Consider the following 20,402-nt stretch of genomic DNA (forward strand, 5'->3'; position numbering starts at 1 on the left):
CGCCCGGTCGCCGTCCGTCACGCCATGGTGACGACGATGTTGCCGACATGCCGCTTTTGCATGAACGCTTCCTGGGCGGCGCCAAGCTCGCGCAGCGGATAGCGTTCGGCCAGCAGCGGCCGTAGCAGGCCCTGCTCGATCAGGCTGACCAGGCGCGTGGCGGTGCCCGGGGGCACGATGGTCGCGCCGGTGAGTTGCAGATCCTTGTAGATCAGCTGGCGCAGGTCGAACTCGACCACCGGACCGGCGATCGCGCCGGAACTGGAATAGCGTCCGCCATGGCGCAGGGCCTCGAGCAGGGGCGCGAAAAGACCGCCGCCGACCACGTCGAGGGCGACCTCGACGCCGCCGCCGGCCGCGGCGCGGATCGCCTCGGCCATATCGGGCGTCGCGCGGTCGATCACCTTATCGGCGCCCAGCTCTTCCAAGAGGCCGGCCTTGGCGCGCGAGGCGATCGCGATCACGCGGGCGCCGCGCAGCCGGCAAAGCTGGATCGCGGCCGAGCCCACCCCGCCCGAGGCGCCGGCGATCACCACGGTCTCGCCGGGTTTCAGCCCGGTCCGCGCGACCAGGTTTTCAGCCGTCGTGTAGGCGCAGGGAAAGGTCGCCAGTTCGGCATCCGACAGCGGACTGTCGATGCGCAGCGCATTGCGGGCCGGCACGGTCGTGTAGTCGGCGAAGCCGCCGTCGCATTCGGAGCCGAAATAGGCCGCGTTTGCGGTGTCGAGCCAGTCGCCCGGGCCGAGAAGCCAGGGGTCGACGATCACTCTTTCGCCGATCCGCGCGGGATCGACCCCGTCGCCGACCGCCGCGATCCGGCCGGCCACGTCGGCGCCCTGGATGCGCGGAAAGCGCAGCGCCGCGCTGCCCCAGCTGCCGGCCTCGGCCCCGGCTTCCTCGAAGCCGGCGCTGCCGCTCGTCGGCGTGATGCCGCCGCTGACGGCGCGGGAATACCAGGCTGTGCGGGTATTGATGTCGGTGTTGTTGAGCCCGCACGCCCCGACCCGGATCAGCACCTCGCCGGGCGCCGGATCCGGTACCGGCCAGTCCTCGCGATAGGCGAGCTTGTCGAGGCCGCCATGGCCGGTCAGGACGACCGCGCGCATTGAATCCGGCTGCTTCACGTCGTTCTCCTCGTCATCAGGAATAGATGGCGACCGGGTCGCCCAGTCTCTCGACATCCGCAGCGACGCCGAGGCCTGGAGTGCTCGGCGGGACGGCAAATCCATCGCTGTTGCGGGCGCCTTGTCCGGCCACCGGGTCGACGGCGAGATGATGGTGGCACAGCCAGCTCGCCAGCCGGTTCTCGGCCGGTGTCGACGAGGCCAGATGGATGGCGGCGGTGTCGGCGAGCGCCGAGCCGCCCAGGTCCTCGATATGCATCTGCCAGCCCACCGACACGCCGAAATCGCGGATCTGGCGGGCCTTGGTAAGACCGCCCACCCGGTTCGGCTTCACCTTGACGCCCTCGCAGGCGCCGAGCTTCCAGGCCTCCAGATGGTCCTCGAAGCTGTGCAGGCATTCGTCGAGCATGATCGGCTGGCGCACGCGGCGGGCGACCTGGGCGCATTGCGCCAGCGTCTGGCACGGCTGCTCGACCCAGCCGCGCAGGCCCACATTGTTGAGCACCTGGATCGCGATCGCCGGGGTCCAGGCGCGGTTGACGTCATAGGTGACCGTTTCGTCATGCTCGAGCGCCGCCTCGATCGCTTCGATCCGGGCAATGTCGCGCGCGGGATCGCTGCCGCCGACCTTGGCCGAATGGGTGCGGTAACCTTCGGCATAGGCGTCGCGGATCAACGCGATCATTTCCTCGTTGGACCCGGTCGAGATCGAGGAGTTGACGGCGACGGGATCGGCGGTCTCGCCGCCGAACAGACGCCATAACGGCATGTTGCTCGCCTTGCCGAAAATGTCCCAGCAGGCCATGTCGATCGCCGATTTGACGTAGGGATGGCCGGGCAGCGCGGTATCCATCGCCCGGTTGACGGCCTCCAGCGCGCACGGGTCGCGACCCAGCAGAGCCGGGGCCAGTGTCGCGATACCGGCGCGGATGCCCGGTCCGTGCGCGGGCAGATAGGTGTTGCCCCAGGGGCAGCCTTCGCCCCAACCGGACAGGCCGGCATCGGTGTCGATGCGCACGAACGTGCTGTCGAGCGCCTCGAATTTCAGCCGGCCACCGGACAGCCAATAGGGTTTCGTCAGCGGAAGGTCGAACCGCCAGACGCAGATCCGGATGATTTTCACAGCAGGTCGCGCTCCTCGAGCACCTTTCTGGCGACGCGGAAACATTCGAGCGCCTGCGGCACGCCGCAATAGATGCCGACCACATGGATCGCGGCGCGGATCTCGTCGGTGGACACGCCGTTGTTGAGCGCGCCGCGACAATGCGTCTCCCATTCGTGCATCTTGCCGAGCGCGCCGATCATGGCGAGGTTCATCAGCGAACGCGTCTTGGCGTCGAGCGTCTCGTCGCCCCAGCCGAAACCCCAGCACCAGGCGGTCATCGCCTCCTGAAAGGGGCGGGTGAAGGCGTCGGCCGCGGCGAGGTTCTTCTCCACATAGTCGGCCCCGAGCGTCGCCTTGCGCTTGGCGAGGCCCTTGTCGAACAGATCTTGCTTCACACGAAACTCCTGGAATTAAACCGCGATCGCGATGTTTTTGGTCTGCACATAGTTCCACAGGGCCTCGCGGCCCTTCTCCCTGCCGTAGCCGGATTTGCCGTAACCTCCGAACGGCGTCTCGACGCCGCCGGCGAACCATTCGTTGACGAAGACCTGGCCGGCGCGAAGCCGGGCGGCGCTCTTCATCGCACGGCCGACATCGGCCGTGAACACGCCGCCGACCAGGCCGTATTCGGTGGCGTTGACCAGACGTATCGCCTCGTCGTCGTCGCGGAACCTCAACACCGACAGGACCGGGCCGAACACCTCCTCGCGGGCGATCGTCATCTCCGGCGCGATGCCGTCGAGCACGGTTGGCTCGAGAAAATGACCGGGCCGGTTGAGCCGCCTGCCGCCAACGACGGCGCGCGCGCCCTGGCGCTCGGCCTCCCGGCACATCGCTTCGGCCCGGTCGCGCTGCGCGGCGGAAATCATCGCGCCCATATTGGCGCCGAAATCGGTCCGATCGATGCCGGGACCGGTCGAGATCGAGCGTGCCAGGTCGGCGATCCGGTCAACCACTTCGTCGTGGACGTCGTCGTGAACGATCAGCCTGGACATGGCCGAGCAGACCTGGCCGGCATTGAAAAAGATGCCCCAGCGCACCGAGGCGAGCAGCCGGTCGAGATCGGCGTCGGGCCAGGCGATCGCTGCCGACTTGCCGCCGAGCTCGAGCACGCAGGGCACGACATTGCCAGCCGCCGCCGTCGCAATGCTGATGCCGGTCGGCACCGAGCCGGTGAACACGATCTGGTTGACGTCGCGGTGGCCGACCAGAGCCGCGCCGGCCTCGCGGCCGAGCCCGCACAGAATGTTGACGGCGCCGGGCGGCAGGCCGGCATGCTCGGCCGCCAGGGCGATGAAGGCGCTCGACAGCGGATCGAGCTCGGGCGTCTTGAGGACGCAGGCATTGCCGGTGGCCAGCGCCGGGGCCAGCGAACGCGCGGCCATTTCCAGCGGGTAGTTCCAGGGGATCACCTGCGCCGACACGCCGTAGGGTTCATAGGTGGTGAAGTCGTAATAGGCCTCGCCAAGCGGGATCGAGCGGCCCTCGAGCGTTTCGGCCTGGTTGCCGTAATACTCGAAATAACGCGCCGCGCCCTCCACCTCCAGACGCGCCTCCCAAAGCGGCTTGCCGGCTTCGCGGCACAGCACCTCGGCGACGGTGTCGATCTCGGTCAGCAGATGGTCGCCCATGGCGCGGACCATGCGCCCGCGCAGGACCGGGCGCATCGCGGTCAGGACGCCGGAACGGTGGCAGGCCTTGGCGGCCGCGACCGCGCGCTCGACATCGCCGGCGTCGGCGCAGGCCTGCTCGGCGAGCGTGTCGCCCGTCGCCGGGTCGTCGACCGCGATCCTGCCGGCGCCGCCATCGACCCAGGTGCCGGCGATATAGTTTTGCCAGTACGCTCTCATGTCAGCCATCCACCCCTTCGCGTATCCATTGCTGCAGCACGCGCACCGAATGTTCGGAATTGACGCCGCATTTGGGGTCGATGACCAGCGGGCCGGGCTGGTAGCCGCGGCTCTTCAGACCGCGCTGGACGGATTCCACGATGTGGATGTCTTCCTCGACCGTGGTCGCCCGGTCCTGGAGCGCCAATTTGCGGATCACCTCCGAATCGACGCCGTCGATCGTGTACCAGCCGCGCCAGACCACCACTTCCTCGATGCTCTTGACGGTCCAGTGATAGGTGTTGAGCACGTTGCCCGGATAGACCTGGAAGGAGAAGGTGGGCCACAGGAACCAGGACGAATATTCGCCGGCGCGCGGATTGGCGGCCAGGTCGATCGGGTAGCTCATCTGCTCCAGGTTCTGGCACTCGGTGGTGTGCCGCAGACAATGGCCCTGGGGCTGGATGTCGTAGGTGTCCGGCTTGATCACGCCGGTGGCGAAGGTCTTGTGGTTGATCGGGCAGTGATAGCACTCGGAATAGTTCTCGACCGAGACCTTCCAGTTGCAGTTTTCCGGAATCTCGACCCATTCCAGCGGTTTCAGCCGCTCGATGTCGGGCACATAGTCGCGCAATTGCTCGCGCACGCCCGGAAACCACTCATCCATCGGCCTGGCGTCGGGGTCGAGATTGACGAAAATGAAGCCGCAGAAGAGCTCGGTGCGGACCGCGGGCAGGCAGATCGCGCTGCGGTCGAAGCCGGGCACGGCGCGGATGTTGGGGCCGCTGCGCAGCTTCCCGGTCAGTTCATAGGTCCAGGCGTGGTAGGGGCAGACCAGAAGCTTGGTGTTGCCGGTGCCGCGCAGCAATTCATGCGCACGGTGCTGGCATACATTGTAGAAGCTGCGCAGCTCGCCGTCGCGGTCGCGGATGCAAAACAGGTTCTGGCCGGCGATTTCGAAGGTGAAGTAGTCGCCGGGCTTGTCCACGAGCGAGACGTGTCCGGCGAATTGCCATGTCTGCGCCAGCAGTCCCGCCTGTTCCTTGGCGAAAACCTCCGGATCGGTGTAGTAGCGGGCGTCCAGGGATCGCAGGGGCGCGATCGGCGGCACGGCGGGTGCGTTCATCGTGGTTCCTCACTCCAGTAGATGCCAAGCTCATGACGTCGCCGGTGAAATCGCTCGATATTGCTGACGGCCTCGGGGCCGGCCTCGGCGACGACAAAAGCCATGATCGTTTCGAGAAGCGCCGTCAGGGCGACGGTCGAGGTGAAGAATTGCGGGGTGTCCATCGGCACCACGAAGCGATGCCTGGCCTTGGCCAGGATCGGCGAGGCCGGGCTGTCGGAAATGCCGATGACCTTCATGCCGTGCGCCACCGCGACGTCGACGGCCTCCACCACCTCGCGGCGATAGGGCTTGAAGGTCATGGCCATCAGCACGTCGTTTTTGTCGGCCCTGACCAGCCCGTCGACCGGCAGCGAGCCGTCGCGCGGGATGGCCACGACGCTGCCGACGGCCATGCCGGCGAGATAGGCGAAGTTGCCCGCGATCACGTTGGCGATGCCGACGCCGAGCACATAGGTGGTGCGCGCCTTGATGACGGCGTCGGCGGCCGCCTTGACGCTCTTGGCGTCGGTGTCTGAAAACAGGCTTTCGATGTTCTCGATCGAGGCCGCCGCCATGTCGGCGTAAAGGCTCGCCAGCTTGCCGCCCTTGGACAGCGACTGCAGCCATCGGGCGCGGTCGGGAAAGTCCTCGCGGCCGCGAATGACCTGCTCGCGGAACGGTTTGCGGAAATCCTCGTAGCCCTCGAAGCCCAGCGTCCGCGCCATCCTGACAAGCGTGTTGGGTTTGACGTCGGCATCCTGGGCCATTTTCCGGATCGAGCTGACGCTGACCAGGTTGGAGTTTTCCAGAATGTGGGTGGCCGCCTTCTGCAGTTCCGGCGTGAAGGACGACAGCCGGTTGGCGAGCTCGGCAAGGACCTCGGCGGGTGATTTCGGTAATGGTACATTCATTTGTTTCATCGTTGACAACCGTACATTTGTTCGATAGCCATGTCCATAGGCTGTTTTCATCGGAGAGACGATCATGAGTGTAACCCACGCCCGGGTGGTAATCATCGGCGGAGGCGTCATGGGGTGCGGGCTGGCCTATCACCTCGCGCATGAGGGCTGGACCGATATCGTCTTGTTGGAAAAGTCGGAGCTGACATCCGGCTCGACCTGGCACGCGGCCGGCCAGATCACGCATTCCACGTCCAGCTTCTCGCTCGGCAAGTGCGTCGGCTACAATATCGACCTCTACTCCCAGGTGCTGGAAAAAGAGACCGGGCAGTCGGTCACCTGGCACGGCTGCGGCTCGTTCCGGCTCGCCTATACCGAGGACGAGTTCGACTGGCTGCGTCAGACCATGAGCGTCGGCCGGGCGCTCGGTTTCGAAATGGAACTGGTCGGGCCCGAGCGGGTGCGCGAGCTGCATCCATTCTACAATCTCGAGGGCGTGCGCGCGGCGCTCTATACGCCCGACGACGGTCATGTCGATCCCGCCGGCGCCACCTTCGCGCTCGCCAAGGGCGCGCGTCAGCTCGGTGCGACGATCACCCGTCACTGCCGGGTGGTCGACGTGAAGCCCGCGCCCAACGGCGAATGGCGGGTCTATACCGAGCAGGGCGAGATCGTGTGCGAGCACGTCGTCAATGCCGGCGGCACCTATGCGCGCCAGGTCGGCAAATGGGTCGGGCTCGACGTGCCGACCACCTCGATGACCCACCATTATCTGATCACCGACACGGTTCCCGAATTCATGGATCTGGAACGGGAGCTACCGGTGGTGCGCGACGACCGGCTGGTCTCCGGTTATATCCGCATGGAGCAGAAGTCGGGCCTGATCGGCATCTACGAAAAGGCGAATCCGAACACGGTCTGGGTCGACGAATGCCCGTGGGAGGCCGAGCACGAGCTGTTCGAGCCCGACTACGACCGCATCATGCCGTGGCTGGAAAACGCCATGGGGCGGATGCCGGTGCTCGCCGAACTGGGCATCAAACAGGCCATTCACGGTGCCATCTCGCACCCGCCGGACGGTAATCCGCTGATCGGGCCGGCGCCGGGACTGCGCAATTTCTGGCTGAATTGCGGCTGCCAGATCGGCATCGGCTGGGGGCCGGGCCTGACCCGCGAGCTGGCGCGCTGGATGGTGCACGGCGCCGCCGACATCAACATGCGCGACTACGACCCGCGCCGTTACGGTAAGTTCGCCGACCAGGATTATCAGGTCACGAAGGCGAAGGAGGACTATCTGCTTCGCCACGAGATTCCCTTCCCGCATCTCAACCGCACCGCCGGACGCCCGGTCAAGCCGAGCGCGCTCTACGACCGGCTGAAGGACAAGGGCGCCGTGTTCGAGGAGGTCTATGGCTGGGAGCGGCCGCGCTGGTTCGCACGCGGCGGGCTCGAGCAGCGCGACTATTATTCGTTCCGCCGTCCGGCCTGGCACGATCTGGTCGGCGAGGAGGTCCGCGCCGTGCGCGAGCGCGCCGGTTTGGTCGATATTTCCGCCTTCACCAAGGTCGAGGTGTCGGGACCGGATGCGGCCGGCTTTCTCGACCGGCTGGTGCCGAACCGGCTGCCGTCCAAGCCGGGGCGCATCGCGCTGACGCATCTGCTCAACGACACCGGCCGCATCGAGCTTGAAACGACGATCGTGCGGTTTGCCGAGGATCGGTTCTATTTCACCTGCGCGGCCTTCTTCGAACAGCGGCTGCTCGACCATCTGGCGTTCAGCCGCCGGCCGGACGAGGCGGTGACGATCACCAATCTTTCCGAAGAGTGGGGCGCGGTAGCGCTGAACGGGCCGCGTGCGCGCGACATTTTGTGTGCCTGCACGGACGCAGCGCTCGACAATGCCGCGTTTGCGTGGCTGACGGCGCAGCCGATCGCGGTGGGGGGGCAAAAAGTGTGGGCGTTCCGCATGTCCTATGCCGGCGAACTCGGCTGGGAGCTGCACGGTCCGCGCGACAGCCTGCCCGTGCTCTACGACACGCTGCACGAGGCCGGCGCCGCGTTCGGCCTGGCCGATTACGGCTCGTTCGCGATGAACGTCATGCGGCTGGAAAAGATGTTCAAGGGCGCCGGCGAACTCACCAACGAGGTGACCCTGCCCGAGGCCGACGTGATGCGCTTCGTGAAGATGGACAAACCCGATTTTCGCGGCAAGCGCGCCACCGAGGCCGCGTTGGCGGAACCGCCGCGATGGCTGTGCGCCTATCTCGAGATCGAGGCCGAGGGGATCTGCGACGGCAATGGCGGCGAGGCCGTGGTGCTCGACGGGCGGGTGGTCGGCTCGGTGACGTCGATCGCCTATGGCGGGTCGGTGGGCGCGATCCTCGCCTTCGCCTATATCGCGCCGCAGGCGGCCGTCCCGGGCACCGAGCTCGACGTCATCATCATGGGCGAGGCGCGCAAGGCACGGGTTCGCGATGAACCGGCCTACGACCCGCAAAACCGCCTGCCGCGTACCGACGCGGAGCCCCTTGACCTGAACGGAAAGGCGATCGCCAATGCTTGACAAGACGAGTGGGACGGCGGGCTCGATGCAGGACGCGTGGCTGAACAGGGCGAAGGCGGTGTTGCCGGCCGGCGGCTTCGGGAACTTCGATCCGTCGATCGTCGTCCGCGAGGGGCATGGCGCGCGTGTCTGGGACGAGAACGGCAAGGAATATGTCGACTATCTGATCAGCTCGGGCCCGATGATCCTCGGACACGACCATCCCGAGGTGATCGAGGCGGTCCGCGAACAGCTCGGCAAGGGCATGACGTTCTTCGCCAGCAATGCGCGCGGCATCGAACTGGCCGAAGTGATCTGCCAGGCCGTGCCCTGCGCCGAACAGCTGCGTTACCTGTCGACCGGCGGCGAGGCGGACATGTATGCCCTGCGCCTGGCGCGTGCGCATACCGGGCGCGACAAGATCCTGAAATTCGAGGGCGGCTATCACGGCATGTCGGCCGAGGCGATGATCAGCATCTTTCCCGACCGGCTCGAGAATTTCCCCAACGGCATCGCCGATTCGGCCGGCCTTCCCGCCGGAGTGCGCGAATCCGTGCTCGTCGCGCCGTTCAACGACGAGGCGTTCGTGCGGCAGATTCTGGCCGAGCACGGCGACGAGATCGCCGCCGTCATCGTCGAGCCGCTGCAGCGCCTGGTGCCGCCCGAGCCCGGCTTCCTCGAGGCGCTGCGCGAGGAAACGTCGAAGCGCGGCATCGTGCTGATCTTCGACGAGATCGTGACCGGCTTCCGGCTCGCCTATGGCGGCGCGCAGGAGCGCTACGGCGTCGTTCCCGATCTGTGCACGCTCGGTAAGATCGTCGGCGGCGGATTTCCGCTCGCCGTGGTTGCCGGCAAGGCCGAGATCATGGCGCATTTCGACAAGGCGGCGGTCGGGCGCGCGGGCTTCACGCCGCAGATCGGCACGCTGAGCGGCAATCCGGTCGCCGCCGTCGCCGGCTTAAAGACCCTGGAGATCCTGCGCCGCGCGGGCAGCTACGAACAGATTTCCCGGCGCGGCGAGGCCGTGATGGCGATGCTGCGCCGGGCGTTGGATCCGCTCGGCGTCGCCTACCAGATCGTCGGCGACCCGGTGCTGTTCGACGTCGTCTTCAGCGCCCGCCCGGTGCGCGACTATCGTGGCGTGGCCGGGGGCGACCAGGCGTTGAGCGCCCGCTTCAACGCGCTCTTGCGCGAGCGCGGCATCCTCAAGCCGGCCAGCAAGATCTATGCGTCGCTGGCGCTGACGGAGGCGGATATGGCCTGGACCGAGGACGCCATCGCCCACGCGGCGGCCCATCTGCTGGACAGCTGACACCCTGAAACGGCGACCCGACCCGCCAGAGGTGCGAATTGCGCGACGATATTGTCATTGTCGGAGGCGGGCAGGCGGCGCTGTCCTGTGCGGCGCGCCTGCGCGAGGGCGGGCACCAGGGCGCCGTGGTGATGATCGGCGCGGAGCCTTGGCTGCCCTATCAGCGTCCGCCGCTGTCGAAGGCCTATCTGCTCGGCAAGACCGAGGCCGGGCGGCTCGGGCTGCGGGCGCCTGAGTTTTTCGACACGCAGCGTATCGCTGTGCGCACGGGCACCCGGGTTCATCGCATCGACCGCGCCGGGCGCGCCGTTGAACTCGCCGACGGCGAGCGGCTCGAGTATGGCCGGCTGGTTCTGGCCACCGGCTCGCGGGCGCGAACCCTGCCCGAAACCGTTGCCGGCGGGCTGGACGGGGTCTTTACCTTGCGCGGCATTGACGATGCCGAACGCCTGCGCGCGGCGCTCGCCGATGCCGGGCGGGTGCTGGTGGTCGGCGGCGGCTATATCGGCCTGGAAGTGGCGGCGATCGCCGCGCAGACCGGGCGTGCGGTCACCGTCGTCGAGCAGACCGACCGGCTTTTGCGGCGTGTCGCCTGCGCGCAGACCGCCGCGGCCGTCGGCGCGCTGCATGGCGCGCACGGCGTCGATGTCAGGACGGGCGCGAGCCTGGCGCGGTTGATGGGCGACGGGTCGCGCGTGCGCGCGGCCGTGCTCGACGACGGCAGCACGGTTGCGGCCGATCTGGTGCTGGTCGGCATTGGCGGGATCGCCAATGACGATCTGGCGGCCGCGGCGGGGCTTGCGGTCGATGGCGGCATCTTGGTCGACGCGTCCTGCCGGACCAGCGACCCGGCCATCTTCGCGGCGGGCGATTGCGCGGTCTTTCCGTTCGCCGGGCGGCGGGTGCGGCTGGAATCGGTTCAGAACGCGGTCGACCAGGGGATCGCGGTCGCCGACGCGCTGCTCGGCCGCGATGTCGCCTACGCGCCCGTACCCTGGTTCTGGAGCGATCAGTACGACGCCAAGCTGCAGTCGGTCGGCCTGGCGCTGGACTACGACCGGGTGATCCCGGTTGCGGCGGCGCGCGCAGGCGGGTGGGCCTTCTGGTATTTTCGCGCCGGCACGGCGGTCGCCGTCGACACGATCAACGACGCCAGGACTCACATGGCCGCCAGGCGCCTGTTCGCCTCGGGGGCGGCGCTGTCGCCCGACCATCTTCTTTCATCTCAGTTCGATCTGATGCAATACGTGCGCGCGGATGCGCGGGCCGCCTCGTGATCTCGACCCATTTGGAGCAAAACGCATGAAAGTCCTCGTCCCGGTCAAGCGTGTGATCGACGCGAATGTTAAGCCGCGTGTTAAGGCCGACGGCTCGGGCGTCGAGCTTTCGAACGTGAAGATGTCGATGAACCCTTTTGACGAGATTTCGGTCGAGGAAGCGATCCGCCTGAAGGAAGCCGGCACGGTTTCGGAGATCGTGGCGATCTCGGTCGGTCCGCAGCAGGCTCAGGAGACGATCCGCACCGCGCTTGCGATGGGCGCGGACCGCGGCATCCTGGTCAAGACCGACGAGGTTATCGAGCCGCTTGCCGTCGCCAAGATTTTGAAGGGGATCGTGGAGGAGGAGAAGCCGGAGCTGGTGATCCTGGGCAAGCAGGCGATCGACGACGACAGCAACCAGACCGGCCAGATGCTGGCCGCGGTGTTGGGCTGGAGCCAGGGCACGTTCGCCTCCAAGGTGGAGATCGCCGACGGCAAGGCGACGGTGACGCGCGAGGTCGACGGCGGGCTGCAGACGGTGGAATTGTCACTGCCGGCGATCGTGACGACGGATCTGCGCTTGAACCAGCCGCGCTACGCGTCGCTGCCCAACATCATGAAGGCAAAGAAGAAGCCGCTGGACGAGAAGGCGCCGGGCGATTACGGCGTCGACACCGCGCCGCGGCTGAAGGTCCTGAAGACCGAGGAGCCGGCCGGACGCAAGGCGGGCGTGAAGGTAAAGGACGTGGCCGAACTAGTCGACAAGCTGAAGAACGAAGCCGGCGTGCTGTAGTGAATTCGCTTGAGGCCGGGCTGCAAGCGGCCGGTCTCTGTGCTTCCGGTGCTGACGTATCCAACCACGTACCGCGCCGGCTCTCGAACCCAACCGCTTTCGCCACGGCCTGATCCGAATTCGGACCGGGGCGAGTGGGACAAGCAAGGCAAGGACGACGACGATGGCCACTCTTTTGATTGCCGAACATGACAATGAAACCCTGTCCGATCAGACCGCCAAGGCCTTGTCGGCCGCCGCCGGGCTCGGCTCGGATGTCGATATTCTGATCGCGGGCAAGGGCGCCAAGGCGGCTGCCGACCAGGCGGCCAAGCTTGCGGGCGTGCGCAAGGTTCTGCTTGCCGAGGCCGACGCGCTCGCGGAGCGGCTGGCCGAGCCGCTTGCGGCCACGGTCGTCTCGCTGGCCGACGGCTACGACGCGCTCGTCGCGCCGGCCACGACGATGGGCAAGAACGTGATGCCGCGGGTGGCGGCGCTGCTCGACGTCATGCAGCTCTCCGATATCGTCGAGGTGGTCGACGCCAAGACATTCAAGCGGCCGATCTATGCCGGCAACGCCATCCAGACGGTGGAGTCCGGCGATGCCACGAAGGTGATCACAGTGCGGACCGCCGGCTTCCAGGCTGCCGCCGGCGGCGGCTCGGCCCCGGTCGAGACCGTCGAGGCGGCCGCCGATCCGGGTCTGTCGCGCTTTGTGGAGAACAAGCTGTCGGAAAGCGACCGTCCCGAGCTGACATCGGCCAAGATCATCATTTCAGGTGGGCGGGCGCTCGGCTCGGAAGAAAAGTTCCAGGAGGTTATCCTGCCGGTCGCCGACAAGCTCGGCGCGGCCGTGGGCGCTTCGCGGGCCGCCGTGGATGCCGGTTACGCGCCCAATGACTGGCAGGTCGGCCAGACCGGCAAGGTTGTCGCGCCCGAACTCTATATCGCCGTGGGCATTTCCGGCGCCATCCAGCACCTGGCCGGCATGAAGGATTCTAAAATCATCGTCGCCATCAACAAGGACGAGGAGGCCCCAATCTTCCAGGTCGCCGATTACGGCCTCGTGGCCGACCTCTTCACAGCAATCCCAGAGCTCTCCAGCGCCGTCTGATCGACAGTCCATGCCACAGATTCACATTCTCACCCTGACTTGCGACGACCGCCCGTCGATCGTCGCGGCCGTGACGACGGAACTCGCCGCGCTCGGCGCCAACATCACCGAAAGCAGCCAGTTCTGGGACCGCGCCAGCAACCGTTTCTTCATGCGCCTCGCCGTCGAGAGCGAGGACGGGCTCACCGCCGCGCATGTCGAGCACGCCCTGAAATCGCCGATCGAGCGTTTCGGCCTGCGGGTCGACATCGCCGACGCGCAGCGCCGGCCGAAGATCGTCATCATGGTATCGAAATTCGACCACGCAATGCTCCACCTGCTCTACCAGATCAAGGTCGGCTGGCTGAACGCGGACGTCGTCGCGATCGTTTCTAACCACGAAGACAGCCGGGGCATTGCCGAGTGGGAGGGGATCGCCTATCATTGCTGGCCGGTGTGCAAGCACAACAAGGCCGAGCAAGAACAGAAGTTGCTGGGTCTCGTACGCGAAATTGGCGCGGATCTCGTTATCTTGGCCCGATATATGCAAGTCCTGTCCGACGACTTATCGACCCGGCTGTTCGGCAAGATGATCAATATCCACCATTCCTTCCTGCCCTCGTTCAAGGGTGCCAAGCCCTACCACCAGGCGTTCGAACGCGGGGTGAAGCTGATCGGGGCGACGGCCCATTACGTGACGCCTGATCTCGATGAGGGGCCGATCATCGAGCAGGAAACCGAGCGCGTCACGCACGCGATGAGCGCGGAGGACTTCGTGGCGACCGGCCGCGACATCGAAAGCCGCGTTCTTGCCCGGGCCGTCAAGCTGCATCTGGAGCGGCGGATTTTGCTTAACGGAAACAAGACAATCGTGTTCTCAAGTTGACTGAGACGGCGTGATGAAAACCGCTTCCGAGCGCCGGGCGCATATTTTGTCAGAGTCCGGGCCGAAATTGCTGATGATTGGCGTGCGATGCGTCTGACGAGGATCATGGGCTCTGTTGCAAACTTCGAAGCGGTCGGGAGCGCGACTTTGTCCAAACGGATTTCAGGCGGCGATTGCCTCGAACTGCTGCTTGAGAGAAGGAACAGGGTTGTAGGCGAAGCGGCCTTGACGCTTGCGCATCATGTGAACCATTTCGATGCCCGACAGGGCAACGGCGGCCGAGGAGAACGACTTGAAACCCAGCATCGGCCGCACCCTGCGCTTGATGCGCCGGTGATCCTGTTCGATCCGATTGTTCAGGTACTTGCTGCTGCGGATACGGATCGCCTTCAATTTTCGCCGCGACCGGTCCTGCAAGCGGTTCTCGGCATCGCAGGCGATGATCGCCTCCCGGTTGGTTTGGCTTCCATCAATGACAATGCGATCGGGTCGGCCATGGCGATGCAATGCCTTGCGCAGAAAACGCTTCGCCGCTTGCAAATCACGATGTTCGCTGAACCAGAATTCAACGGTGTCGCCGACGCTGTCGATGGCTCGATAGAGATACATCCACTGGCCACGGACCTTGATGTAGGTCTCGTCCACATGCCACTTGCCCGTCACCTTGCGCTTGCGCAGATTGAAGCGCTCAGCCAGCTTCGGCGTGAAGTGGATGACCCAGCGGTGGATCGTCGAATGGTCGACGCGGACGCCACGTTCAGCCAGCATTTCCTTCAGATCCCGAAGGCTGAGATCGTAGGCAAGATACCACCGGACGCACAGCAGGTTGATTGACGGGTCGAAATGACGACCTTTGAACATGACGGGCGCTCCAATGATGAACCCGCCTCATGCCATGTAGAAGGTTGCCGAAAACTTTGCAACAGAGCCCTCTGAATAGGCTACGCGCCAACGCCGGTTCAGGAAACCTGATTCTCGACGACATCGGCATCTGGCTCTTCTTCGCCGTCCCCCTCCCCGCTCGCCAATCCGGCCGCAACATCTCCCGCCAGCAGCTTTTCCTTCGACAGCAATCCAGCGTCCTCGAGCGCCTCGAAGTCGGGCAGATCGCGCAGCGTGTCGAGACCGAACTCGAGCAGGAACGTTTTTGTCGTGACATAGGTGTAGGGCGCGCCGGGCGTGGGGCTGCGAGGCCCGGAGGCGATCAGCTTCGCGCCGCGCAGATGGCCAATCAGATCGCGGCTAATCTCCTTGCCGAAAAACGACGACAGTTCTCCGCGCGTGATCGGCTGGAAATACGCCACACACATCAGAACGAGTACTTCGGACTGGCTAAGGTCGGTCGCCGTCTCATTGCTGCCGACTGCGGCGCGGATAGCGTCGGCATAGGCTGGCCGGGTCAGATGCTTCCAGCCACCGGCGACGGCGATCAGGTCGTAGGGTCTGCCGCGCAGCTCCTCGCGGATGTCGTCGATCAAGAGATCGATGCTGCAGCTTTTTCCCACAATCCGGGCGAGCGTTTCGCGGCTGACCGGATCGCTCGCGGCAAAAATCGCTGCTTCGACGCGGTGCATCCATTCGCGCCAGCGCGCCTCCGGTGGCAGATGATCCAGATCCCGATCAAACAAATGGTCACCTGCCGGCTCCGCCCTCGTCTGCGCGCTGCCTCCGCCATATTCGTCAGAGCCCGTAGATGCGGAAGGACGGGCGGCCCGACAGCTCGCGGACGGCGCCGAGCTCAACCAGCCTGTCGAACAGCCTACGCAGGCCGCGATCGCTCATGCCGGCAAACTTTTCCGAGGCGACGATCGCGTCGTCGGACAAGAGCTTATCGACAACAACGTCCGCCGCTTTGGCCCTGAGTTTCGGAACGACCGCGAGCAGCCGATCCGCGCGGCGCCCGAGTTCGGCCGACAGGTCGATCGCGCGCAACGCGGCACGGGCCTGACCGGCGAGCAGGCCTTTCACCTGGGAGTTTCCATCCTCGACGCTCGCCACGACGGCGGTTCCGGATCGGCGCGGCTTACCGGAACCATTGCCGCCGGCAGCTTCGCCGCCGAACAGCGGCACCGCGTGCGTCCAGCCCAGCCGCTGTGCCAGCAGCGCGTCGGCGAACCAGGACCCGACAGTGCGTGGAAGGCCTCGGCGCTCGACGGCCGCGAAGACGCCGACCAGCGTTCCGACTGCTCCTTTGGTCGCCGCAAGATGCGGAAGCTCGTCGACCAGGTCGGCCGCCGTCTCGTCATCCCGGGCGAGCCCCAGGGCATCGAAAACTCCGGCGATGCTCGCCTCCGTCAGCAGGTCCTCCGCGGGCCGGACCGCCAGCCGGCGCCAGGCCAGCAGCATCGATCCGGCCGGGCCGACGTCGTCACCTGCCCTTGTCAGCAGTACGGCGTCGCGCAGCGCGTTTTCATCCTCGACACGCCCCGCGTGTCTGGTCGTCACCGCAGCGGCGGAAAGCGCCAGGCGCTGCCGCCAGGCACCGGCCCACCGCTCCTGCCGGCGGACCAGCGCATCAAGCGCGCCGATGGCGGCGCCGGCGGCGAGCGCCACATCGTCAATATCTTTTCCCGCAAGACTTTGCGCATCGGGGACTGCGCGGCGCAGCCATGTCGGGACGAGAACCGCTGGCGTGCCGGTCGTCGCTCCAGGAAGCGTGGCGTGGTGGCGCGGAGAGGGTTTAAGACGCAGAATCATCTAAAGCAGGAGGAATCACGGCGGCGCTTTTGGCAATAGAAATGGACAAAAAGCGCTGCGCCTGTCAGGAACCTAGAACGAATGATAATGTTGCATTATCGCTCGTTTTGCTCTTTATAGTGAGTATGGCCCAAAACGTCGAGCAGAAGCCCGAAAATCGCCTCGCGCGACCCTCCGCACCGCCCCACAGCACGGGGCTGATGGACGATGTTTCAGCCGCGCGGCCGTCGGCCGAGCTCGACGCACCGATTGCCGACGATCTCCCGGATATCATCGACGTCGTCATGGAGATGGGAAGCACACCGGAAATGCCGGGCGACGCCCCCTCCCCTCTCCCGGCCGTCGCCAATCCGCGCCTACCGGCGCATCTCGACGCGCTCGCCGGGCGCGCCCGCGACTATGTCGAAGCGGCGAGCTCCGCCAACACCCGCCGCGCCTATGCCGCCGACTGGAAGCATTTTTCGAGCTGGTGCCGTCGCCAGGGCGTCGAGATGTTCCCGCCCGATCCCCAGGTCGTCGGCCTCTACATTACAGCTCAGGCCTCTGGCACGGCGACCGGCGACAAGAAGCCGAACTCCGTGTCGACGATCGAGCGCCGGCTCTCCTCGCTGTCCTGGAACTATGCGCAGCGCGGCCAACCGTTGGATCGCAAGGACCGGCATATCGCCACGGTGATGGCCGGCATCCGCAACAAGCACGCCGCCCCGCCCCGGCAAAAGGAAGCCATCCTGCCCGAGGATCTCATCGCCATGCTGGAAACACTCGATCGCGGGAGCCTGCGCGGCCTGCGGGATCGTGCCATGCTGCTTTTGGGCTTTGCCGGCGGTCTGCGCCGCTCCGAGATCGTCGGTCTCGATGTCGGTCGCGATCAGACCGAGGACGGCCGCGGCTGGATCGAGATCCTCGACAAGGGCATGCTGGTCACCTTGCGCGGCAAGACCGGCTGGCGTGAGGTCGAAATCGGCCGCGGCTCGTCCGACGCCACCTGCCCGGTCGTGGCGCTGCAGACTTGGCTTAAGCTCGGCCGCATCGCCCATGGGCCTCTCTTCCGGCGCGTCACCGGCCAGGGCAAGGCGGTCGGCGCCGAGCGGCTCAACGACCAGGAGGTTGCCCGGCTGGTCAAACGTGCGGCGCTTGCCGCTGGCGTGCGTGGCGATCTGTCGGAAGGCGAGCGCGGTCAAAAGTTTGCTGGCCACTCGCTGCGCGCCGGCCTCGCCTCCTCTGCCGAAGTCGACGAGCGCTACGTGCAAAAACAACTCGGCCACGCCTCGGCGGAGATGACGCGAAAATATCAGCGCCGCCGTGACCGCTTCCGGGTCAATCTCACAAAGGCCTCCGGATTGTAGGCCCCTGCAAGGCCCCCTCCCCTGCCCCCGGCCGGCATTTGCAAAGCGTTAGAAGTCCCACGGAGACGTGAGGGCGAGGCCCGTCGTCTCGAAGTCAGTCAGATTGCGGGTCGCCAAGCGACCGCCATTTACCTGAGCGATTGCTGCAATCATGCCATCCGGCGCCGACATTCCTCGCCCCTGGCGAGCAGCAGCACCCATGATTTCCCCATAGGCAAGGGCTGCTTCCTCGGTAAGGCTGAATATCCGATCCGCAAAACGACGACGCCAGTCTGCCAGCCCCTGCTCCAGTCGCTCCGCACGCTGATCAGATCTTGTCTTTTGAATGCCGAAGGCAATCTCGGCGATCGTCACCGTTGGCAGCGCAAGTTCGGCATCGTATCGAACTAGCCAAGCAATCACCGCCTCGTTTGGCGCCTTCTTCAGGGTTTCGGAAACAACATTGGTATCTAGGAAAATCAAAGCTCGACACCCTGATGCAGATGGCGATTTTCGCGGATGACGGCTTCGAGATCTATGTCTGTGCCCCATTGCGCCGCCAGACGCGAATAAAAGGTAGAAGCCGGCTCTCGGCCTGCTTCTCGAACCTCATAGGATTCGAGCGCACGTTCGACCACATCCGCAATCGAACGATTTTCGCGGCGGGCAAGCCGGTGGGCCAGTTCGCGTGCCTTGGAGCTTCGGACAGAGAGTTGCGGTTCAGCCATATCGACCTCCATTTGTCGCCAATATAGGCCGACCACGGGTAGCTATCAAGATGGCAACTGGTGGCCTGACGGCACCGACGACACCCTCGTCGTGGTTCGCCTCGACCGCCTGGCGCGCTCGGTGAGCCACCTGCTCAATGTCATCGACGAGCTGACGACCAAAGGCGCATAGATCCGCTCGCTGAGCGATCCCATCGATACCACGACGCCGCAGGGCATGTTTTCGCTGCAGGTCCTTGGCGCCGTCGCCCAGCTGGAACGGGCTCTCAACTCGGAGCGGACGAAGGCAGGCGTCAAAGCTGCCAAGGAAAGGCGTTAGTGTCCGAGCACGTGGTGTAATTTCAGCGCCGTCATCGGTGTAATCCCGGGTGGCCATCGAGGTGTATGGTCGAGGTGGAGTTTGGCGACTTCAACCACGGACCACACGGAGACCCCGATGACCAAGACGAACATGGACCTTTCCGAGCTTCTCGCAAAGCACGACCAGGGCGACTTTCTGCGCGCCGTCGCCGAGGCGGTGCTCCAGCTGATCATGGAGACCGATGTCGAAGGCCTGATCGGCGCCGGACGGCATGAGCGCAATGGCGACCGCACGACCTGGCGAAACGGGTATCGAGAGCGCGCGCTCGATACCCGTCTGGGCACGCTGAACCTGCGGGTGCCGAAGCTGCGGCAGGGTAGCTATTTCCCCGGCTTTCTCGAAGCCAGGAAGACGTCGGAACAGGCGTTGGTAGCCGTCATTCAGGAAGCGTGGATCGGCGGGGTTTCGACCCGGCGGGTGGATGAGTTGGTGCAGGCCATGGGGCTGTCAGGCATCTCCAAGAGCACAGTGTCGAAGCTGTGCAAGGACATAGACGAGCGCGTCGGCGAGTTCCTGAACCGGCCGCTCAACGGCGAATGGCCGTATCTCTGGCTCGATGCCACATATCTGAAGGTGCGGCAGGGCGGCCGGATCGTTCCGGTTGCAGCCATAATCGCCGTGGCGGCCAACACCGAAGGGCGCCGAGAGATCATCGGTCTGGGCATCGGCCCTTCGGAGGCCGAGACCTTCTGGACCGAGTTCCTGCGCTCGTTGAAGGCCCGTGGCCTGGGGGGCGTCAGGCTGGTCATCAGCGACGCTCACTCGGGCCTCAAGGCTGCCATCGCCCGTGTCTTTGAGGCAACCTGGCAAAGGTGCCGGGTTCACTGGATACGAAACGCGCTCGCCCATGTCTCACGCGGCCAGCACACCGTCGTGGCCGCGGCGATCCGGCAGGCCTTCGATCAGCCCGATCGCGCCCATGCCGGCGAGACCTGGCGCAAGGTCGCCGAGCAACTGCGCCCGCGCTGGCCCAAGCTCTCCGACCTGATGGACGCCAGCGAGCACGACGTGCTGGCCTACATGTCCTTCCCTCGACAGCACCGGACGAAGCTTCACAGCACGAACCCGATCGAGCGGCTGAACAAGGAGGTGAAGCGCCGCGCCGACGTCGTCGGCATCTTCCCAAACGAGCCGTCCATTCTGCGCCTGATCGGCGCCGTCCTGTTCGAGCAGAACGACGAATGGCAGACCGCCAGCCGCTACATGATGGTTGAGGCCTTCGCACAAATCGACACCGAGGAGATCGACCCCATTCTCAGCATCACAACCGAAGCCGCCTGATCATGCCCTCAGGCCATCCGAGAAATTACACCAGCTTGACGGACGTGACCGGTTCGCCTGCCACGGTGCGTCCAGTGATGA

At 65.6% G+C, this 20,402-nt stretch carries 19 protein-coding genes and 1 pseudogene; 9 read left to right on the forward strand and 11 right to left on the reverse strand.

Going from position 1 to position 20,402, the window contains the following annotated elements; genetic code table 11:
• Nucleotides 1-17: 17 nt before the first annotated feature.
• The 6 genes from ACT2B0_RS21180 to ACT2B0_RS21205 are packed head-to-tail and all read right to left on the reverse strand — an operon-like array spanning nt 18 to nt 6,086.
• Nucleotides 18-1,124: an alcohol dehydrogenase family protein gene (locus tag ACT2B0_RS21180; protein WP_473460220.1), complete on the reverse strand. Its 1,107-nt coding sequence runs from the start codon at nt 1,122-1,124 to the stop codon at nt 18-20.
• Between the two features lie 16 nt (nt 1,125-1,140).
• Nucleotides 1,141-2,247, reverse strand: coding sequence for a mandelate racemase/muconate lactonizing enzyme family protein (locus ACT2B0_RS21185; RefSeq protein ID WP_473460221.1), 1,107 nt, complete (start codon nt 2,245-2,247; stop codon nt 1,141-1,143).
• Nucleotides 2,244-2,624 carry a carboxymuconolactone decarboxylase family protein gene (locus tag ACT2B0_RS21190; protein ID WP_106573055.1) on the reverse strand — a complete coding sequence of 127 codons (381 nt, stop codon included), beginning with the start codon at nt 2,622-2,624 and terminating at the stop codon, nt 2,244-2,246. Before ACT2B0_RS21190 ends, ACT2B0_RS21185 begins: the two co-directional genes overlap by 4 nt.
• 15 nt (nt 2,625-2,639) lie before the next feature.
• Nucleotides 2,640-4,088: an aldehyde dehydrogenase family protein gene (locus ACT2B0_RS21195; protein WP_473460222.1), complete on the reverse strand. Its 1,449-nt coding sequence runs from the start codon at nt 4,086-4,088 to the stop codon at nt 2,640-2,642.
• On the reverse strand, nt 4,081-5,184 hold the full coding sequence (locus ACT2B0_RS21200) for an aromatic ring-hydroxylating oxygenase subunit alpha (RefSeq protein WP_473460223.1): 1,104 nt from the start codon (nt 5,182-5,184) through the stop codon (nt 4,081-4,083). Before ACT2B0_RS21200 ends, ACT2B0_RS21195 begins: the two co-directional genes overlap by 8 nt.
• The gene (locus ACT2B0_RS21205; RefSeq protein WP_481658432.1) at nt 5,181-6,086 is read right to left on the reverse strand and encodes a MurR/RpiR family transcriptional regulator; all 906 of its coding nucleotides are present in this window, start codon (nt 6,084-6,086) and stop codon (nt 5,181-5,183) included. The genes ACT2B0_RS21200 and ACT2B0_RS21205 overlap by 4 nt, the downstream gene beginning before the upstream one ends.
• Nucleotides 6,087-6,150: 64 nt before the next feature.
• On the opposite strand from ACT2B0_RS21205, the gene ACT2B0_RS21210 reads away from it, so the two are divergent.
• From ACT2B0_RS21210 to purU, 6 genes are all read left to right on the forward strand, one after another.
• A complete protein-coding gene (locus ACT2B0_RS21210; protein ID WP_473460225.1) occupies nt 6,151-8,628 on the forward strand; it encodes an FAD-dependent oxidoreductase in 2,478 nt (825 codons plus the stop codon).
• Nucleotides 8,621-9,919, forward strand: coding sequence for an aspartate aminotransferase family protein (locus ACT2B0_RS21215; protein WP_245414189.1), 1,299 nt, complete (start codon nt 8,621-8,623; stop codon nt 9,917-9,919). Before ACT2B0_RS21210 ends, ACT2B0_RS21215 begins: the two co-directional genes overlap by 8 nt.
• A 38-nt stretch (nt 9,920-9,957) precedes the next feature.
• Nucleotides 9,958-11,196: an NAD(P)/FAD-dependent oxidoreductase gene (locus tag ACT2B0_RS21220; RefSeq protein WP_473460226.1), complete on the forward strand. Its 1,239-nt coding sequence runs from the start codon at nt 9,958-9,960 to the stop codon at nt 11,194-11,196.
• 25 nt (nt 11,197-11,221) lie between these two features.
• Nucleotides 11,222-11,971: an electron transfer flavoprotein subunit beta/FixA family protein gene (locus ACT2B0_RS21225; protein ID WP_473460227.1), complete on the forward strand. Its 750-nt coding sequence runs from the start codon at nt 11,222-11,224 to the stop codon at nt 11,969-11,971.
• 163 nt (nt 11,972-12,134) lie between these two features.
• A complete protein-coding gene (locus ACT2B0_RS21230; RefSeq protein ID WP_473460228.1) occupies nt 12,135-13,064 on the forward strand; it encodes an electron transfer flavoprotein subunit alpha/FixB family protein in 930 nt (309 codons plus the stop codon).
• 10 nt (nt 13,065-13,074) lie between these two features.
• Nucleotides 13,075-13,929, forward strand: a complete 855-nt coding sequence (purU, locus tag ACT2B0_RS21235; RefSeq protein ID WP_348345091.1) for a formyltetrahydrofolate deformylase — start codon at nt 13,075-13,077, stop codon at nt 13,927-13,929.
• A 162-nt stretch (nt 13,930-14,091) separates the two neighbouring features.
• On the opposite strand, the gene ACT2B0_RS21240 is transcribed toward purU, so the two are convergent.
• The 3 genes from ACT2B0_RS21240 to ACT2B0_RS21250 form a co-directional block, all read right to left on the reverse strand.
• A complete protein-coding gene (locus tag ACT2B0_RS21240) occupies nt 14,092-14,790 on the reverse strand; it encodes an IS6 family transposase (RefSeq protein ID WP_348345090.1) in 699 nt (232 codons plus the stop codon).
• A 98-nt stretch (nt 14,791-14,888) separates the two neighbouring features.
• Nucleotides 14,889-15,557: an SMC-Scp complex subunit ScpB gene (gene scpB / locus ACT2B0_RS21245; protein WP_348345089.1), complete on the reverse strand. Its 669-nt coding sequence runs from the start codon at nt 15,555-15,557 to the stop codon at nt 14,889-14,891.
• Nucleotides 15,558-15,609: 52 nt separating this feature from the next.
• The gene (locus ACT2B0_RS21250; RefSeq protein ID WP_348345088.1) at nt 15,610-16,626 is read right to left on the reverse strand and encodes a DUF1403 family protein; all 1,017 of its coding nucleotides are present in this window, start codon (nt 16,624-16,626) and stop codon (nt 15,610-15,612) included.
• A gap of 125 nt (nt 16,627-16,751) precedes the next feature.
• Here ACT2B0_RS21250 and ACT2B0_RS21255 point away from each other — a divergent pair, with 125 nt between their 5' ends.
• Nucleotides 16,752-17,972, forward strand: coding sequence for a site-specific integrase (locus ACT2B0_RS21255; protein ID WP_348345087.1), 1,221 nt, complete (start codon nt 16,752-16,754; stop codon nt 17,970-17,972).
• Between the two features lie 48 nt (nt 17,973-18,020).
• Here ACT2B0_RS21255 and ACT2B0_RS21260 read toward each other — a convergent pair whose 3' ends face one another.
• The gene (locus ACT2B0_RS21260; protein WP_348345086.1) at nt 18,021-18,434 is read right to left on the reverse strand and encodes a type II toxin-antitoxin system VapC family toxin; all 414 of its coding nucleotides are present in this window, start codon (nt 18,432-18,434) and stop codon (nt 18,021-18,023) included.
• Nucleotides 18,431-18,679 (reverse strand): type II toxin-antitoxin system VapB family antitoxin, encoded by a 249-nt coding sequence (locus ACT2B0_RS21265; protein WP_348345085.1) that lies wholly within the window; start codon nt 18,677-18,679, stop codon nt 18,431-18,433. Before ACT2B0_RS21265 ends, ACT2B0_RS21260 begins: the two co-directional genes overlap by 4 nt.
• Before the next feature lie 79 nt (nt 18,680-18,758).
• Between ACT2B0_RS21265 and ACT2B0_RS21270 the strand changes: the two are divergent.
• Both ACT2B0_RS21270 and ACT2B0_RS21275 read left to right on the forward strand, forming a co-directional pair.
• A pseudogene (locus ACT2B0_RS21270) lies at nt 18,759-18,992 on the forward strand (recombinase family protein); the annotation flags it as partial.
• 123 nt (nt 18,993-19,115) lie between these two features.
• Nucleotides 19,116-20,321: an IS256 family transposase gene (locus ACT2B0_RS21275; protein WP_348345084.1), complete on the forward strand. Its 1,206-nt coding sequence runs from the start codon at nt 19,116-19,118 to the stop codon at nt 20,319-20,321.
• Nucleotides 20,322-20,402: the final 81 nt, after the last annotated feature.

It is taken from the genome of Nitratireductor sp. J20-h4, from assembly GCF_056780505.1.

Coding starts and splice junctions, on each gene's coding strand:
- ACT2B0_RS21255 (WP_348345087.1), top strand. CDS start 16,752: ATGGCCCAAAACGTCGAGCAGAAGCCCGAAAATCGCCTCGCGCGACCC.
- ACT2B0_RS21265 (WP_348345085.1), bottom strand. CDS start 18,679: ATGGCTGAACCGCAACTCTCTGTCCGAAGCTCCAAGGCACGCGAACTG.
- ACT2B0_RS21195 (WP_473460222.1), bottom strand. CDS start 4,088: ATGGCTGACATGAGAGCGTACTGGCAAAACTATATCGCCGGCACCTGG.
- ACT2B0_RS21210 (WP_473460225.1), top strand. CDS start 6,151: ATGAGTGTAACCCACGCCCGGGTGGTAATCATCGGCGGAGGCGTCATG.
- ACT2B0_RS21215 (WP_245414189.1), top strand. CDS start 8,621: ATGCTTGACAAGACGAGTGGGACGGCGGGCTCGATGCAGGACGCGTGG.
- ACT2B0_RS21240 (WP_348345090.1), bottom strand. CDS start 14,790: ATGTTCAAAGGTCGTCATTTCGACCCGTCAATCAACCTGCTGTGCGTC.
- ACT2B0_RS21230 (WP_473460228.1), top strand. CDS start 12,135: ATGGCCACTCTTTTGATTGCCGAACATGACAATGAAACCCTGTCCGAT.
- ACT2B0_RS21250 (WP_348345088.1), bottom strand. CDS start 16,626: ATGATTCTGCGTCTTAAACCCTCTCCGCGCCACCACGCCACGCTTCCT.
- ACT2B0_RS21205 (WP_481658432.1), bottom strand. CDS start 6,086: ATGAAACAAATGAATGTACCATTACCGAAATCACCCGCCGAGGTCCTT.
- ACT2B0_RS21200 (WP_473460223.1), bottom strand. CDS start 5,184: ATGAACGCACCCGCCGTGCCGCCGATCGCGCCCCTGCGATCCCTGGAC.
- ACT2B0_RS21275 (WP_348345084.1), top strand. CDS start 19,116: ATGACCAAGACGAACATGGACCTTTCCGAGCTTCTCGCAAAGCACGAC.
- purU (WP_348345091.1), top strand. CDS start 13,075: ATGCCACAGATTCACATTCTCACCCTGACTTGCGACGACCGCCCGTCG.
- ACT2B0_RS21225 (WP_473460227.1), top strand. CDS start 11,222: ATGAAAGTCCTCGTCCCGGTCAAGCGTGTGATCGACGCGAATGTTAAG.